The organism is uncultured Brevundimonas sp., assembly GCF_963974615.1.
Taxonomy (GTDB): domain Bacteria; phylum Pseudomonadota; class Alphaproteobacteria; order Caulobacterales; family Caulobacteraceae; genus Brevundimonas.
The window spans coordinates 189,738-204,592 of record NZ_CAXBDH010000003.1 but is presented as its reverse complement, the minus strand read 5'-3'; the positions used below and the strand labels follow the sequence as shown (position 1 = coordinate 204,592).

Sequence of the window (14,855 nt, the reverse complement as noted above, 5' to 3'; positions counted from 1 at the left end):
CCAGCTTCCCCGGCCTGGACCGGATGGACAACCTATTGAGAGCTCACATCTAGAGGTTTTCAGCCCTCGCCCGTCTGCTCCCTGACCCCCAGCGCGTCCGCCAGCCGCATCTTCGCTGATCCCCGCTTCAGCGGCTTCTGCTGGCTCTCATGCGGGGCCCAGCCGGCCAGGTGGACGATCTCGAACGTCGCCGGAATCCGCCCGTCCGCCTCGCCGTGGCGCTCGGCATACAGCTGGGCCGCCCGGGCCGCGATCGTCCGCGTCAGCGGCCGCACCGGTCCCGCCAGCACATTGGTCTCACCCATGGCCCGCAGGTCGCGGATCAGGGCGAACAGGTCCGGATAACGCACCACGACCCGGTCCACGTCGGCCACCGGCAGGGCAAAGCCCGCCCGCTGCAGCAGGGCCGCCCCGTCGAAGCCGTCGGCAAAAGGTGAGACCCGGGCCTGGGCCCCGTCGCGGCGCTCCAGCTCGGCCTCGGTCAGCACCCCGCGCAGCTCCTTCAACGTCCCGGCCCCCAGCAGCGTCCCCAGGAACAGGCCGTTCGGCTTCAGGGCGCGGCGGATCTGGCTCAGGGCCCCGGGCAGGTCATTGGCCCAGTGCAGGCTCATCAGCGACACGGCCAGATCAACCGACTGGTCGACGACGGCCAGCGGCCCCGATCCGGGCGCGGCGCGGCTCACCCCGTCGCCGACCACCTGCACCGGCCCGACCCGTTCGGCGGCGATACTGTCCCTCAGCAGGGCGGCGAACGGCTCCGGATGCGCCGACAGGTCGACGACCCCGGCAAAGTCGCGCAGGATGACCTCCAGACTGGCCACCGCATTGTCGGCGGCGCGGACATGCAGGAAATCGGCCTCGCCGAACCGGCGGGCGCTGCGGGCCAGACGCGCCGCACGGCGGGCGCTGTCGAAGATCACGGGGGGCGCTGAAATGGGGCTCATGGGCATTCAGGATGGGGGCTGGCGCGACCGATTGAAAGCCGCCCCGGGTCTGATGGCACCGGTGGTCCGCGATCTGGGACGAAGTCTGGTCGATCTGGTCCTGCCGCCGTTGACCCATGATGGTCGCGAGGTGGCGGCCTCGCCGGGTCTCGCCGCCGAGGCCTGGAACCGGGTGGTGTTTCTGGAAGCCCCGGTCTGTGACGGCTGCGGGGCCGCCTTCGAGGTCGATGGCGGGGCCTTCGCCGCGGATCGCTGCGCCGCCTGTATCGCCGCCCCCTACGTCTTCGCCCGGGCCCGGGCCGCCTGCGTCTATGACGAGGCCTCGCGCGGCCTGATCCTGAAATTCAAACACGGCGATCAGCAGCAATTGGCCGCCCTGTTCGCGCGCTGGCTGTCGCGCGCGGCCGCCGAGCTGCTGATCGACACCGATGCCATCGTCCCCGTGCCCCTGCATCCGCTTCGGCTGCTCGGCCGCCGCTTCAACCAGGCGGCCGAGATCGCGCGTCCCCTGGCACGGCAGGTCGGGCGGGACTATCTGCCCGACGCCCTGGTGCGGGCCCGACGCACGGCCAGTCAGGGCGGCCGGAGCGCGCGGGGGCGTCGCCTCAATGTGAAATCGGCCTTCGCCGTCACTGAGGCCGGACAGCGGCGCATTCGCGGGCGTCGCCTGCTTCTGGTCGACGATGTCCTGACCACCGGGGCCACGGCCGAAGCCTGCGCCCGCGCGCTTCTGGACGCCGGGGCCCGGGCCGTTGACCTGGCCGTCATTGCGCGGGTGCGAAATGCGCGCGAACTGCCTATCTAGGGGTCTGGACCTTCGAGGAGCCCCCATTGTCTGACGTTACCCTCTATACCAAGCCCGGCTGCCCCTTCTGCGTTATGGCCATGGCCCTGCTGAAGACCAAGGGCGCGACCTGGACCGAGATCGTCGCCTCTCATGATCCCGCGAAGAAGCAGGAGATGATCCAGCGCTCGGGCGGGCGCATGACCTTCCCGCAGATCTTCATCGGCGACACCCATGTCGGCGGCTCGGACGAGCTGCACGCCCTTGACCGCAAGGGCGAGCTGGACGCCATGCTGACCGCCTGATGACCGACACGCTCGACATCGCCCTGATCCAGACCCGGACCCCGGCCACGCCGGAGGCGGCCTGGGCCCATGTCGAGCCGCTGGTGCGCGACGCCGCCGCCCGCGGAGCCAAATTCATCCTGACCCCCGAAGGCACCAATGTGCTGGAACAGCGCCGGGATCGCCGCGCCGCGGTGGTCACGGCACAGGCCGATGATCTGGTGATCGACCGGCTGCGGGCGCTGGCCGCGGAACTGGGCGTCTGGATCCTGATCGGCTCGGCCATCGTCAATTCCGGGGTCGATGGCGATGTCCGCGCCGCCAACCGCGCGATCCTGGTCGACGACGGGGGGCGGGTGGTCACCACCTATGACAAGCTGCACGTCTTCGATGTCGACCTGCCCAATGGTGAGAGCTGGCGCGAGAGCTCGGCGGTGCGCCCCGGTGACGGGGCCGTGGTCGCCGACACGCCATGGGGCCGGCTGGGGCTGAGCGTCTGCTATGACATCCGCTTCCCCCATCTGTACCGGGCGCTGGCACGGGCCGGGGCGGCGATGATCGCCGTGCCCGCCGCCTTCACCGTGCCGACCGGCGAGGCGCACTGGGAGACCCTGCTGCGGGCCCGGGCCATCGAGACCGGCTGTTTCATCCTCGCCCCGGCCCAGGGCGGCACGCATGAGGACGGCCGTCGCACCTGGGGTCATTCGACCGTCGTCGGTCCCTGGGGCGAGATCATCGCCCGCTGCGACGATGATGCACCCGGCATCCTTCTGGCCACGCTTGATCTGCAGGCGGTCGGGCGTGCCCGCGCCGCGGTGCCCCAGCTGCAGCATGATCGCGAATTCACGGCCCCCGCATGATCCGCTACGCCCTGTGCTGTGACCACGATCATCCGTTCGAGGCCTGGTTCGGCTCTTCGAGTGCTTATGACGACCAGGCCGCCCGCGGTCTGGTCGAATGTCCGCTTTGCGGCTCGCGCGCCGTATCCAAACAGATCATGGCCCCCGCCGTCGCCGGCACCCGCAAGAGCACCGCTGCCGCCGCCGACCCGGCGCAGATGCAGGCGATGATGATGCGGGTGGCCCATGAGGTCCGGGCCCATGTCGAGACCAATTTCGACTATGTCGGTGACAGTTTCGCCCGCGAGGCCCGCGACATTCACGAAGGCCGCAGCGAGAAGCGCGAGATCTACGGCGAGGCCACCCCGGCCGAGGTCAAGGCGTTGAAGGATGACGGCGTGCCCTGCGCCGCCCTGCCGCCGGCCCCGCCCGATCCGTCCAGGGTCAATTAAGCCCTCTCGACGGGCCCCCGCTCGGAACTCAGTCGCGCGTCGCTATCATCAGATAGTTGATGGCGCTGTCGTCGCTCTCGCTCCAGCGATCGGCCAGCGGGTCATAGGCCAGGCCGAACGGCCCGCTGACGGCCAGCGGCTCGGCCGACAGCATTAGCCGGATCTCGTCCGGCTTGAGGAATTGGTTCCAGTCATGGGTGCCGGGCGGCACCCAGCCCAGCACATATTCCGCCGCGATCTTGCCCAGGGCCAGGGCTTTCAGCGTGCGGTTCAGCGTGGCCACGATCATGATACCGTCCGGCGCGATCAGCCGCGAACAGGCGCGGATGAAGGCTTCGGGGTCGGCGACGTGTTCGATCACCTCCAGCGTCAGCACCACATCGAACGGCCCAGCACCCTCGGCCTCCAGCTGTTCGACCGTGGCCGCGCGATAGGCGATGTCCAGGCCTTGTTCGGCCGCATGGGCCCGGGCCGTGCCTATGTTCTCGCTCGAGGCGTCGACGGCCGTGACGTCGAACCCCAGCCGCCGCATCGGTTCGGCGATCAGCCCGCCGCCGCAGCCGATGTCCAGCAGGCTCAGCCCGGCGAAGGGGGCGCGGGTCATCACATCCCGCCCGAACCGTTCCGCCGTCCGGTCACGCACGAATTTCAGCCGCGCCGGATTGAATTTGTGCAGCGGGGCGAACGGCCCGCGCGCGTCCCACCATTCCGCCGCCCGGGCCGAGAACCGGGCCACATCGGCCGCATCGATACTGGCCCCGGAGGCTCCGACCTCGGGTTCGGTCCGGCTTTGGGGTTTGCGCGTCGGCAGGGTGTCGTTAGAAGCGACCATGGCCGAGGGATGAACCCGTCGGCCGTTCCATGCAAGACGGGGGCGTGCTGCCACGATGACGCGGCTGGTGATGAAGTTCGGCGGCACCTCGATGGGCGACCTCGAGCGGATTCGTCGTGCCGCCCGCATCGTCGCCGCCGAGGCCCGGGCCGGTCACCGCATCGCCGTCGTGGTTTCGGCCATGGCCGGCAAGACCAATGAGCTGGTGGCCTGGACCGACGGGGCCGGTCGCGCCGCCCAGGGTCTGACCCTGTCCGATGACGAATATGATGTGGTGGTCGCCTCGGGCGAGCAGGTCACGGCGGGCCTGCTGGCCCTGACCCTGCGCAACCTCGGGCTGGACGCCCGCAGCTGGATGGGCTGGCAGATTCCGATCATCACCGATGATGCTCATGGCCGGGCCCGTATCGACGAGGTGCCGGGCGAGGTGCTGGGTGCCGCGATCGACGGAGGTCAGATCGCCGTGGTGCCCGGCTTCCAGGGTGTTACCCGCGACGGGCGCATCACGACCCTGGGCCGGGGCGGCTCGGACACCTCGGCCGTGGCCGTGGCTGCGGCCCTGGACTGCGCCTGCGATATCTATACCGACGTGGACGGCGTCTATACGACCGACCCGCGCATCGAATCCCGGGCCCGCCGCCTCGAAAAGGTCTCCTATGAGGAGATGTTGGAGATGGCCTCGCTGGGGGCCAAGGTGCTGCAGACCCGTTCGGTCGAACTGGCCATGGCCAAGCGCGTGCCGCTGCGGGTCCTGTCCAGCTTTATCGAACCTGACGCCGACGGCATCCTGCCGCCGAAGTCCGGCACCCTGATCTGTGACGAGGATGAGATTGTGGAAAAACGCATCGTAAGCGGCGTCACCATGAGCCGGGACGAAGCCCGTATCAGCCTGCTGGGTCTGCCCGACAGCGTCGACCGGCCGGCCGAGGTCTTCACCCGCCTGGCCGAGGCCAACGTCAATGTCGACATGATCGTCCAGTCGCCCAGCCGCACCGAGGGCACGGTCAACCTGACCTTCACCACCGGCCGTCGCGACGCGCACCGCTCCGCCGAACTGATGCGTCAGGGCCAGGCCGAAATCGGCTTTCAGGACATTCGTGTCGACGAGGACGTGGCCAAGGTCTCGGTCATCGGCGTCGGCATGCGCAGCCATGCCGGTGTGGCCCAGACCATGTTCCGTGCCCTGGCCGACAAGGGGGTTAAATTCCAGGCCATCTCGACGTCGGAGATCAAGATCAGTGTATTGATCGACGCGGCCTATGCCGAGCTGGCCGTTCGCGCCCTGCATTCGGCCTATGGACTCGAAGCGGTATAGGATTTCACTCGCGGATGCCCCATCTGGTGTCTGAACGGGAGCGGCGATGCCAAAAGGCGGCGGATTGACGACGAGGGGGCCACGCAACCTCCTGCGCCAGATTCGCGAGGCCATGGCCGGGGCGGCTCCGGCGCAGGATCGTCTCGACATGGTGGTGCGCACCATCGCCCAGTCGATGGTGGCCGAGGTCTGTTCGATCTATCTGCGGCGCGCCTCGGGCGAGCTGGAACTATTCGCCACCGAGGGCCTGAACCGCGACGCGGTCCACAATACCCGGCTGCGGCCGGGCGAAGGTCTCGTCGGCGAGGTCGCGCGCATGGCGGCCCCGATCAGCCTGTCTGACGCCCCCTCCCATCCCAGCTTCGCCTACCGACCGGAGACCGGCGAGGATCCCTATCATGCCTTCCTCGGGGCTCCCCTGCTGCGTGGCGGTCGCGCGATCGGCGTGCTGGTGGTCCAGAACCGGGCCGAGCGTCACTATGACGAGGAAGAGGTCGAGGACATCCAGACCATCGCCATGGTCCTGGCTGAAACTGTGGCGTCCGGTGAACTGCTGGCCCAGGACGAATTGCGCGACGTCGAGGTCGCGCCGCACCGTCCCGAACGTCTCAAGGGACAGAGGTTCGCCGAGGGGCTGGCCTATGGCCATGTCGTCCTGCACGAGCCGCCACTGGCCCCCGAACAGCTTCTGTCAGACGATCCCGACGCCGAGGAGGCCCGGCTCCTGCAGGCCCTGTCCGGACTGAAGGCCAATATCGATCACATCCTGGAGGGCGGGCAGGGCAAGCTGGCCGGCTCGTCCTACGATGTGCTCGAAACCTACCGGATGTTCGCTGATGACCGCGGCTGGAACCGGTCGCTGGAAGAGGCCGTGCGCAGCGGCCTGACCGCCGAGGCCGCTGTTGACCGGGTCCGCAACGAACACCGGGCTCGCTTCGCCAAGGCCCGCGACCCCTATATCAAGGAGCGGCTCCACGATTTCGAGGACCTGGCCAATCGTCTGCTGCGGGTTCTGGCGGGGGAGCATCCGGGCCAGCGCGACCTGCCCGACGACGCCATTCTGGTGGCTCGCAATCTCGGCCCGGCCGATCTGCTCGAATATCCTCGCCACAAGCTGAGGGGGCTGTTGCTCGAGGAAGGCTCCGCCGCCAGCCATGCGGCCATCGTCGCCCGGGCCCTGCAGATTCCCTGCGTCGGCCGTCTGTCGGGCCTGCGCGACCGCCTGTCCGAAGGGGATCTCGTCATCGCCGACGGCGAGGCCGGCGAGGCCTATCTGCGGCCCCGTCCCGACATGCTGGAGGCAGTCCAGTCGCGGATGGAGGTCCGGGCCCAGCGGCGGGCCGAGTTCGCCCTGCTGCGCGACACGCCGGCGGTGACCCGGGACGGCACCCGTATCTCCCTGCTGGCCAATGCCGGTCTCGCCGTCGACCTCGAGAACCTCAACGAGACCGGAGCCGAGGGCATCGGCCTGTTCCGCACCGAATTCCAGTTCATGGTGTCCGAGGAGCTGCCCCGGCTGGATGCCCAGACCAGTCTCTACAAATTGGTGCTCGACGCTGCGGGTGATCGACCGGTCACCTTCCGCACGCTGGACGTCGGCGGCGACAAGGTGCTGCCCTATCTCGAGACCGAGCGGGAGGAGAACCCGGCCCTTGGGCGGCGCGCCATCCGCCTGGGTCTGGACCGGCCGGGACTGCTGCGGCTCCAGCTTCGGGCCCTGCTGGCGGCGGGGGCCGGGCGCGAACTGCGCGTTATGTTCCCGATGATCGCCACCGTCGACGAGTTCCGGGCCGCGCGTGAACTGGTCGATATCGAATGTGACTGGGTCCGCCGCCGGGGCCGGGCCCTGCCCGCCACACTGCGTGTGGGGGCGATGATCGAATGTCCGTCCCTGCTCTGGCACCTGGATGCCCTGCTGCCGATGACGGATTTCGTCTCGATCGGCACCAATGATCTGCTGCAATATATGTTCGCCGCCGACCGGACCAATCCGCTGGTGTCGGACCGCTATGACCCGATGTCGCCCCCGGCCCTGAGGGCCCTGGCCGAGATTCAGAAGAAATGCGCCGAGACCGGCACGCCGGTCTCGGTCTGCGGTGAGCTGGCCGGCCGCCCGCTCGAGGCCTTTGCCTTGATGACCCTGGGCTTTACCCGTCTGTCCGCCCCGGTCGGCGGTGTCGGTCCGGTGAAGCGGATGATCCTGTCGACGGACCTGCCCGCTGGTCGCCGTGGCATGGCCAGCCTGCTGGGATCCTCGGCCGGGTCGATCCGCACGGAACTGGAGTCCCTGGCCCGGAAATTGAACGTCGCCATCTGAGGCGTCTCTCTACGGCACAGGTTCGCTCCCGACGGTGAGCCCCGCGAGATAAGCTTAACAAGGCGTTGATCGGGCGATCATAATGAGTTATCCACAAGGCGATTTTGAGGACCCTCCGGGGGGAGGCCTGAACCGTCAATCGGATATGTTAGGCGGTTCAGGGTCTGGTAGGACGCAGGAGATTCCTGTTGTCGGGTCGAGTGTGAGGTCGGGCGTCATGGCGCTGGATACGGGGAATAGCCCCGATGAATTTCGAGCCCACCCTGACTGGAAGGACCCTGCGCCTTCCATCGTTGAGGCTTTGACTCTCGGCGACGGCCTGCGTGTCGCCCGCGAGGCCTCCGGCAAGTCCATGTTCGAACTGTCTGCGGCGACCCGGGTTCACCCCCGCTATCTGACTGCGCTTGAACAGAACGATTTTTCCACCCTGCCGTCGCGGGTCTTCACGACCGGCTATGTGCGGGCCTATGCCGCCGCCCTGGGTGTCGACGAGCAGTTGGCGGTTGAGCGGTTCAAGCGGGAATGTCCCGATCCGTCGATGCCGCTCCAGGCCCCGGTCGGCGTCGCCTTTGAAGACGTACGCCGGTATTCGCCGCGCCTGATCGCCGCCGGCCTGGCGCTGGTCGTGGCGGTGGTCGGCTGGAATGTGTTCCAGCGCGTCAGCCTGATGCGCAAGCCGCATCCTTCGGCGATCACGGCCGTACCGGAAAGCTGGACCCTGGGCGTTGTGCCCGGTCAGGAAGGGTTTGTGCGCCTGTCCGCGCCCGAGCCGGCCCCGCCGGACCAGACGGTACCCGCCCTCTATGTCACGCCCGGGCTTGAAGCCCAGCTGACGGGCCTCCAGTCCGACGCGGCCATGCGCCAGGCCGCCGCCGCCAGTGAACCGCCCGTCCAAAAGGCCTTCAATCCGCGCGGGGCCATCTACGGAGCCTCGGCCACGGCCTCCCAGGTCGTGTTGCAGGCGCGCAAGGCCGCCAGTCTGGTTGTGCGCATGGGCGACGGGCGGGTGCTGTTCGCCCGCCAGCTGGTCGCCGGTGAGGCATGGCGCGCGCCACCCGGGGTATCGGCCACCATCGACACCTCCGAGCCCACGGCGTTCGACGTCTATCTGAACGGTGAACACGGCGGGGCCCTGCAAGCGGCCCTGACCCCGCTCAGCCAGCTCAACGCCCGGGCCCAGGCCCTGGCCCGCCAGACCGCCGCTTCGGTCGCGGTCCGGGCTGCCGCCGTCGCTGCCGCGACAGAGCCGGCATCCGGCGCGCTCGAACCGACCGTCACCCCGGGCTGAATCGACGCAGGCGGGTCGCTGTGACGTGGCTTCCGGCCTGCCGATCGCCTATATTGGGCCCCTGATGAGCCAGCAGCCCTCCGACCTTTCCCATATCCGCCCGTGGCGCCATATCGAGCGCCGCAAGAGCCGCCAGATCATGGTCGGCTCCGTGGCGGTCGGTGGCGACGCCCCGATCAGTGTCCAGTCGATGACCAATACCCCGACCTCGGACGCGGCGGCCACGATCGACCAGATCCGTCAGCTGGAAGAGGCCGGGGCCGACATCGTCCGCGTTTCCTGTCCGGACGAGCCCTCGACCGCCGCCCTGCGCGCCATCGTGCGCGAGTCGCGGGTGCCGATCGTCGCCGACATCCATTTCCACTACAAACGCGGCATTGAGGCCGCCGAGGCCGGGGCCGCCTGCCTGCGCATCAATCCCGGCAATATCGGCAATGCCCAGCGCGTCCGTGACGTGGTCCAGGCCGCCCGGGACCACGGCTGTTCGATGCGGATCGGCGTCAACGCCGGCAGTCTCGAGAAGGAGCTGCTCGAGAAATACGGCGAGCCCTGTCCCGAGGCCATGGTCGAGTCCGCCCTCAACCACGCCCGCATCCTTCAGGACCACGACTTTCACGAGTTCAAGATTTCGGTGAAGGCCTCCGACCCCTTCCTGACCGTCGCCGCCTACCAGCAGTTGGCCGAGGCCATCGACTGTCCGCTGCATCTGGGTGTGACCGAGGCCGGGCCGCTGCGCGCGGGCACGATCAAGTCGGCCATCGGCATGGGCAATATGCTGTGGTCCGGCATCGGCGACACCATCCGCGTCAGCCTCGCCGCCGACCCGGTCGAGGAGATCAAGGTCGGCTTCGACATCCTCAAGTCGCTGGGTCTGCGCCACCGCGGCGTCAACATCATCGCCTGCCCGTCCTGCGCCCGTCAGGGCTTCAACGTCATCGAGACCGTCGGCGTGCTGGAAGAAAAGCTGGCCCACATCACCACGCCGATGTCGCTGTCGATCATCGGCTGCGTCGTCAACGGCCCGGGCGAGGCCCTCTACACCGACGTTGGTTTCACCGGCGGCGGGGCCGGGTCCGGCATGGTCTATCTGAACGGCAAGATGGCTCACAAACAGCTCAACACCGGCATGGTCGACGAGATCGTCCAGCAGGTCGAGGCCAAGGCCGCCGAGCTCGAGGCCGCACGTACGGTTGTAATTCCGACCCACGTCGCCGCAGAGTAGTAATCGGTTGCGACAGGCCCGGACCGGGCGCATATTCCACCCATGCCCGCGCTCTCGCCCATAGAATCCGAGTTCGCCTCGACCGAAGAGGCCGAGGCCTATGACGTCTGGTTCCGGGCGCGCGTTGAAGCGTCACTGGCCGACCCCCGGCCTGTCGTCCCGCATGATGAAGCCGTCGCGAGGATCGATCGTGCGCTTGCCAAGTCCGCATCCAGGACCTGAGCCGTGCTCCCGACGGTCTGGTCAGAGCCGGCCATCACCGATGTTGAGCAGATCGTCAGCTACATCGCAGAGCGCAATCCTGACGCCGCCAGGCGCATCCGTAACCTGATCGTTGATACCGCCCGGACGTTGGGTGATCATCCGTACGCCTACCGAGCCGGTCGAGTGTCGGGCACGCGGGAGGTGATCGTTCATCCCAACTATGTCCTGATCTATCGCGTAGAGGTAGATGCCATAACGATCACCAATGTCTTCCATTCCGCTCAGCAGTATCCCCCCGAATGAAACTCTATTTCGCCGCCCCGTCCCCCTTCGTCCGCAAATGCCGGATCGTGGCCCGTGAGAAGGGCCTCGCCGACCGCATCGAAGAGGTTGCGGTCAATCCGTATGAGAATGCGCCCGAACTGATGGCCACCAATCCGGTGGTACAGGTCCCGACCCTGATCGCCGATGACGGTCTGCCGCTGACCGACAGCCCTGTCATTTGCGAATATCTCGACACCCTCGGCACCGGACCCCGCCTGTTGCCCGAGGCCGGCGCGGAACGGCTGCGGGTCCGGCGGATGGAGACGCTGGCCAACGGCGCGCTCGAGATGGGGGTCAAATGGCTGCTGGAGCTGCGTCGCCCGGAGCAGGAACGCTCGCCGTCATGGATCGCGCGCTGGACGCTCAATCTCGACCGGTCGCTGGATGCGCTGGAGGCGGCCCGCCCCGATCCCGCTGTCCTCGACATGGGCACGATCACCGCCGCTGTCGCCGTCACCTGGATCAGCTTCCGCCATCCCGACCATGACTGGCAGACCGGCCGCCCGCATCTGGTGGCCCTGCAGGCGGCGCTCGAAGCCCGACCGAGCTTCGTCGAGACCCGTCCGGTCTGAGCCGCGGCGGCCGGCTCAGCCCAGCACACCCGCCAGCTGCAGCCCCTGGAATCCGGCGAGGCTGAGCAGCAGGACGCCGACGGCATAGGTCATGGCCCGGCGCGGGATGATCCGGGTGATATAGCCGGCGAAGGGGGCGGCGATCAGGCCGCCGACAACCAGTCCGGCGATGGCCGCGGCATGGCGCTCCAGCGCCCCGGCGGTCTGCCAGTGACCGGTCACCAGCGTCCAGACGAAGGTGGCGGAAATGGCCACGGTGACGAAGAACTCGGCCGTATTGACCGTGCCGATCGCGCGCCGGGGTTCCTGTCCGGCCCCGACCAGGGTCGAGGAGACGGTCGGACCCCAGCCGCCGCCACCGACCGCATCGAGGAAGCCACCGATCAGTCCCAGGGGGCCGGCCACCCAACGCGGAATATGTCGCGGCCGCAGGTCCCGGGTCGCGCGCCATAGAATGTAGAGGCCCATCAGGGCCAGATAGGCGATGATGAAGGGCTTGATCATATGCCCGTCGATCCCGGTCAGCACATAGGCCCCCAACACACCGCCGATGACCCCGGCTACGGCCAGCGGGGTGAACAGCCGCCAGTCGACGTTGCGATGCCAGATGTGGCTGCCGGCCGAGGCGGCGGTGGTGAACACCTCGGCCCCGTGGACACTGGCCGAGGCTACGGCCGGGGGAACCCCCAGGGCCAGCAGGACCGATGAAGAAATCAGGCCGTAGGCCATGCCCAGAGCCCCGTCGACGGTCTGGGCCAGCAGGCCGACCATCAGAAACAGCAGAAAGGTGTCCATTCAGGTCCGATCGGGCATCGGCCACCGAGGTGCCGCCTTCCTGACTAATGCGCCGTGCGCCTCGGCGGAAGCCGCCTGACGCGCTTGTGACTCGCGGACCGGGGCGGAGTCCCTCCATCGACAGGCTCCATCCTCCGCGCTAGAGCGAAATCGGTTGAGTTGGACGACGTCCAACCCGGCTCAGATTTCGCTCCAGTTTGAATCCGGACCATTTTTCGGAATCAGGTCGGTTCGACCTGAAGCAAAAATGGTCTAAGGCTCCGGCCCTTCGGAATTCAGGACGTTTCCCCCGTGCGACTGCCCCAGGCCCGGCTCGATCAGGTACTCGACCGCTTCCATCAGGTGGAGGCGCGCATGGGCGCGGCCAGCGACGGTCAGGAGATCGTGCGCCTGTCGAAAGAGCATGCCGAGCTCAAGCCTGTGGCCGATGCCGTCATGGCCGTGGCCCGGGCCCGGGCCGAGGTCGCCGATCTCGAGTCCATGGCGTCCGATCCCGAGATGGCCGCCATGGCCGCCGAGGAGCTGGAGGCCCTGAACGAAACCCTGCCCGAGCTGGAACGCGAGGTCGCCCTGCTGCTGGCTCCGCGCGACGCCGACGAGAACGCCTCGGCCGTGCTGGAAGTCCGGGCCGGCACCGGCGGCGATGAGGCGGCCCTGTTCGCCGGCGATCTGTTCCGCATGTATTCGCGCTACGCCCAGGCGCGCGGCTGGAAGGTCGAGGTCGACTCCGCCACCGAGGGCGACGCCGGCGGCTTCAAGGAGATCATCGCCACGGTGAATGGCGACGGGGTGTTCGGCCGGCTCAAATTCGAGAGCGGCGTGCACCGCGTCCAGCGCGTGCCGACCACCGAGGCCGGTGGTCGCATCCACACCTCGGCCGCCACCGTCGCCGTCCTGCCCGAGGTCGAGGACGTCGAGATCGACATTCAGGACAAGGACATCCGCATCGACACCTTCCGCGCCTCCGGCTCGGGCGGCCAGCACGTCAACAAGACCGATTCCGCTGTGCGCATCACCCATTTCCCGTCCGGGATCGTGGTCACCTCCTCGGAGAAGTCGCAGCACGTCAACCGCGACAAGGCGATGAAGAATCTACGCGTTCGCCTGTACGACCTGCAGCGTCAGACCAAGGATCTGGCCCGCTCGGACGCGCGCAAATCCCAGGTCGGCTCGGGCGACCGGTCGGAACGCATCCGCACCTACAACTTCCCCCAGGGTCGCGTCACCGACCACCGCATCGGCCTGACCCTGCACAGCCTGCCCCAGATTCTGGAAGGCGACATCGACCCGATGCTGAACGCCCTGATCACCGAGGACCAGGCCGCACGCCTGTCCGATCTGGAAGCCGAGTTCAACTAGACGCTCACGGTTTCCCGGGACGATCCCTGTTTCGTTGCCGGTCGCGCCGGATCCGTCGGCTCATCAACCGGTCGGACAATGCCTCGGCGTGTTTGAGCGTAAACGCCAGCGCCGCCGGCGACCCCCGCTTGGCTCCGACACTGTCGGCGACCACCGCCCCGCGGTCGCCGATGGCGCGGACCTCTCCGGTGGTGGTGTCGACCGCAGTCTGGTGTTCGATCTCGGCATTCAGCTCGGCCCCGAGAATGATGATCTGCACCGACAACCAGGTCCACAGCAGAAAGCCCATCATCGCCGCCAGCGGTCCGTAGGCGGCGGTGCGCACGAAGGTCTGCAGATACCAGCTGAACAGGAAGGACACCGCCACGCTGGCCGTGGCCGCGAAGATCGCCCCGGGGGTCAGCCAGCGCCAGCGGGCCCGGGCCCGACACGGGCCGAACCGGTAGATGATCGCCAGCGCCGCGCCGTAACCGGCCAGCAGCAGCGGCCAGCGCAGCGGGGCCAGATGATTCCATTCCGCCGCCAGGCCGAACACACCCAGCACCAGCGGCACCCCGACCACCAGCGCCGCCGTCAGGAACACGGCCGCCAGGCCCGACAGGGTGAAGGCCATACAGACCAGGTTGTAGTGGACGAAATTGCGCTTCTCGATCTGGTGATAGGCGACGTTGAGACCATAGAAGAGGGTCTTGATGCCGTTGTTGGCCACCCACAGGGACAGCAGCAGGGTCCAGACCAGGGTCACGGTCATCTGTGGCTTGGCCGTTGCCGCCAGCCGGTCCATCTCGCCACCGAGGAAGCCGGCCACCCCTGCGGGCAACACCGAATAGAGGAATTGCAGCCGCTGCCAGGCGTCGGCCGGATCGGCGAACAGCCCATAGACGGTGACGAAGGCGGCCAGGGTCGGAAACAGCGACAGCACGATGAAGAAGGTCACCCCCCCGGCCAGGAAGCCGACCCGATCGCCGAAATAGGAGACCCCGACCCGCCACAGGATGTCGGTCCAGCCGCGGTGCGGAATCTGGTGTGGACGTTGGGCCAGCCGGCCCCGGCCGGGCTCGCGCGCATCATAGTCCTCGGGGCCGGGCGGCGGCGGCGGCGGCGGCACCGGGCGGAAACGGCGCACGTCCAGCCCGACCTTGTGGCCCTGGCGGTGCAGCAGATGGATGGCCCCCGCGCCCGCCGCCAGCCCTCCGGCGACAGCCCCCAGCAGCCGCCACACCCGGACGCTGGATGACGAATCGGCGGGTGGCGATGATTTTGAACGGGTCCCCATCGGCGCTATCAACGATTCCCCTGTTGCGGCGTTCCGCTTGAAATCGCC

The 14,855-nt window shown here is 68.1% G+C and carries 16 protein-coding genes; 12 read left to right on the top strand and 4 right to left on the bottom strand.

Translation table 11 applies throughout. From position 1 onward, the window contains the following. Positions 1 to 59: 59 nt before the first annotated feature. On the bottom strand, positions 60 to 944 hold the full coding sequence (locus tag AAC050_RS03305) for a methyltransferase domain-containing protein (protein WP_339913625.1): 885 nt from the start codon (positions 942 to 944) through the stop codon (positions 60 to 62). Between AAC050_RS03305 and AAC050_RS03300 the strand changes: the two genes are divergently transcribed. The 4 genes from AAC050_RS03300 to AAC050_RS03285 are packed head-to-tail and all read left to right on the top strand — an operon-like array spanning position 943 to position 3,303. Next, entirely contained in the window at positions 943 to 1,749 is an 807-nt protein-coding gene (locus tag AAC050_RS03300; RefSeq protein WP_339913624.1) for a ComF family protein, read from the top strand. The two genes, AAC050_RS03305 and AAC050_RS03300, sit on opposite strands and share 2 nt — an antisense overlap. A gap of 26 nt (positions 1,750 to 1,775) precedes the next feature. Then, positions 1,776 to 2,033: a glutaredoxin 3 gene (grxC, locus tag AAC050_RS03295; protein WP_339913623.1), complete on the top strand. Its 258-nt coding sequence runs from the start codon at positions 1,776 to 1,778 to the stop codon at positions 2,031 to 2,033. Then, on the top strand, positions 2,033 to 2,872 hold the full coding sequence (locus AAC050_RS03290) for a carbon-nitrogen hydrolase family protein (RefSeq protein ID WP_339913622.1): 840 nt from the start codon (positions 2,033 to 2,035) through the stop codon (positions 2,870 to 2,872). Before grxC ends, AAC050_RS03290 begins: the two co-directional genes overlap by 1 nt. Beyond that, positions 2,869 to 3,303, top strand: coding sequence for a DUF1178 family protein (locus tag AAC050_RS03285; protein ID WP_339913621.1), 435 nt, complete (start codon positions 2,869 to 2,871; stop codon positions 3,301 to 3,303). The genes AAC050_RS03290 and AAC050_RS03285 overlap by 4 nt, the downstream gene beginning before the upstream one ends. A 28-nt stretch (positions 3,304 to 3,331) precedes the next feature. Here the strand turns inward: AAC050_RS03285 and ubiG are convergent, their stop codons facing one another. Beyond that, on the bottom strand, positions 3,332 to 4,135 hold the full coding sequence (gene ubiG / locus AAC050_RS03280) for a bifunctional 2-polyprenyl-6-hydroxyphenol methylase/3-demethylubiquinol 3-O-methyltransferase UbiG (protein WP_339913620.1): 804 nt from the start codon (positions 4,133 to 4,135) through the stop codon (positions 3,332 to 3,334). A gap of 55 nt (positions 4,136 to 4,190) precedes the next feature. Here ubiG and AAC050_RS03275 point away from each other — a divergent pair, with 55 nt between their 5' ends. The 7 genes from AAC050_RS03275 (at position 4,191) to AAC050_RS03245 (ending at position 11,377) form a co-directional block, all read left to right on the top strand. Then, positions 4,191 to 5,450, top strand: a complete 1,260-nt coding sequence (locus AAC050_RS03275) for an aspartate kinase (RefSeq protein WP_339913619.1) — start codon at positions 4,191 to 4,193, stop codon at positions 5,448 to 5,450. A 46-nt stretch (positions 5,451 to 5,496) separates the two neighbouring features. Further along, positions 5,497 to 7,767, top strand: a complete 2,271-nt coding sequence (gene ptsP, locus AAC050_RS03270; RefSeq protein ID WP_339913618.1) for a phosphoenolpyruvate--protein phosphotransferase — start codon at positions 5,497 to 5,499, stop codon at positions 7,765 to 7,767. Positions 7,768 to 8,068: 301 nt separating this feature from the next. Then, positions 8,069 to 9,055 (top strand): helix-turn-helix domain-containing protein, encoded by a 987-nt coding sequence (locus AAC050_RS03265; RefSeq protein WP_339913617.1) that lies wholly within the window; start codon positions 8,069 to 8,071, stop codon positions 9,053 to 9,055. A 64-nt stretch (positions 9,056 to 9,119) separates the two neighbouring features. Continuing rightward, positions 9,120 to 10,277, top strand: coding sequence for a flavodoxin-dependent (E)-4-hydroxy-3-methylbut-2-enyl-diphosphate synthase (ispG, locus tag AAC050_RS03260; protein ID WP_339913616.1), 1,158 nt, complete (start codon positions 9,120 to 9,122; stop codon positions 10,275 to 10,277). Between the two features lie 42 nt (positions 10,278 to 10,319). Further along, a complete protein-coding gene (locus tag AAC050_RS03255; protein WP_339913615.1) occupies positions 10,320 to 10,499 on the top strand; it encodes a hypothetical protein in 180 nt (59 codons plus the stop codon). A 3-nt stretch (positions 10,500 to 10,502) separates the two neighbouring features. Next, positions 10,503 to 10,784, top strand: a complete 282-nt coding sequence (locus AAC050_RS03250) for a type II toxin-antitoxin system RelE/ParE family toxin (protein WP_339913614.1) — start codon at positions 10,503 to 10,505, stop codon at positions 10,782 to 10,784. Then, on the top strand, positions 10,781 to 11,377 hold the full coding sequence (locus AAC050_RS03245) for a glutathione S-transferase N-terminal domain-containing protein (protein ID WP_339913613.1): 597 nt from the start codon (positions 10,781 to 10,783) through the stop codon (positions 11,375 to 11,377). The genes AAC050_RS03250 and AAC050_RS03245 overlap by 4 nt, the downstream gene beginning before the upstream one ends. A 15-nt stretch (positions 11,378 to 11,392) precedes the next feature. Here the strand turns inward: AAC050_RS03245 and AAC050_RS03240 are convergent, their stop codons facing one another. Continuing rightward, positions 11,393 to 12,172: a sulfite exporter TauE/SafE family protein gene (locus AAC050_RS03240; RefSeq protein ID WP_339913612.1), complete on the bottom strand. Its 780-nt coding sequence runs from the start codon at positions 12,170 to 12,172 to the stop codon at positions 11,393 to 11,395. Positions 12,173 to 12,463: 291 nt separating this feature from the next. Here AAC050_RS03240 and prfA point away from each other — a divergent pair, with 291 nt between their 5' ends. Further along, entirely contained in the window at positions 12,464 to 13,531 is a 1,068-nt protein-coding gene (prfA, locus tag AAC050_RS03235) for a peptide chain release factor 1 (RefSeq protein ID WP_339913611.1), read from the top strand. Positions 13,532 to 13,535: 4 nt separating this feature from the next. On the opposite strand, the gene AAC050_RS03230 is transcribed toward prfA, so the two are convergent. After that, the gene (locus AAC050_RS03230) at positions 13,536 to 14,807 is read right to left on the bottom strand and encodes a YihY/virulence factor BrkB family protein (RefSeq protein WP_339913610.1); all 1,272 of its coding nucleotides are present in this window, start codon (positions 14,805 to 14,807) and stop codon (positions 13,536 to 13,538) included. Between the last annotated feature and the right edge of the window lie 48 nt (positions 14,808 to 14,855).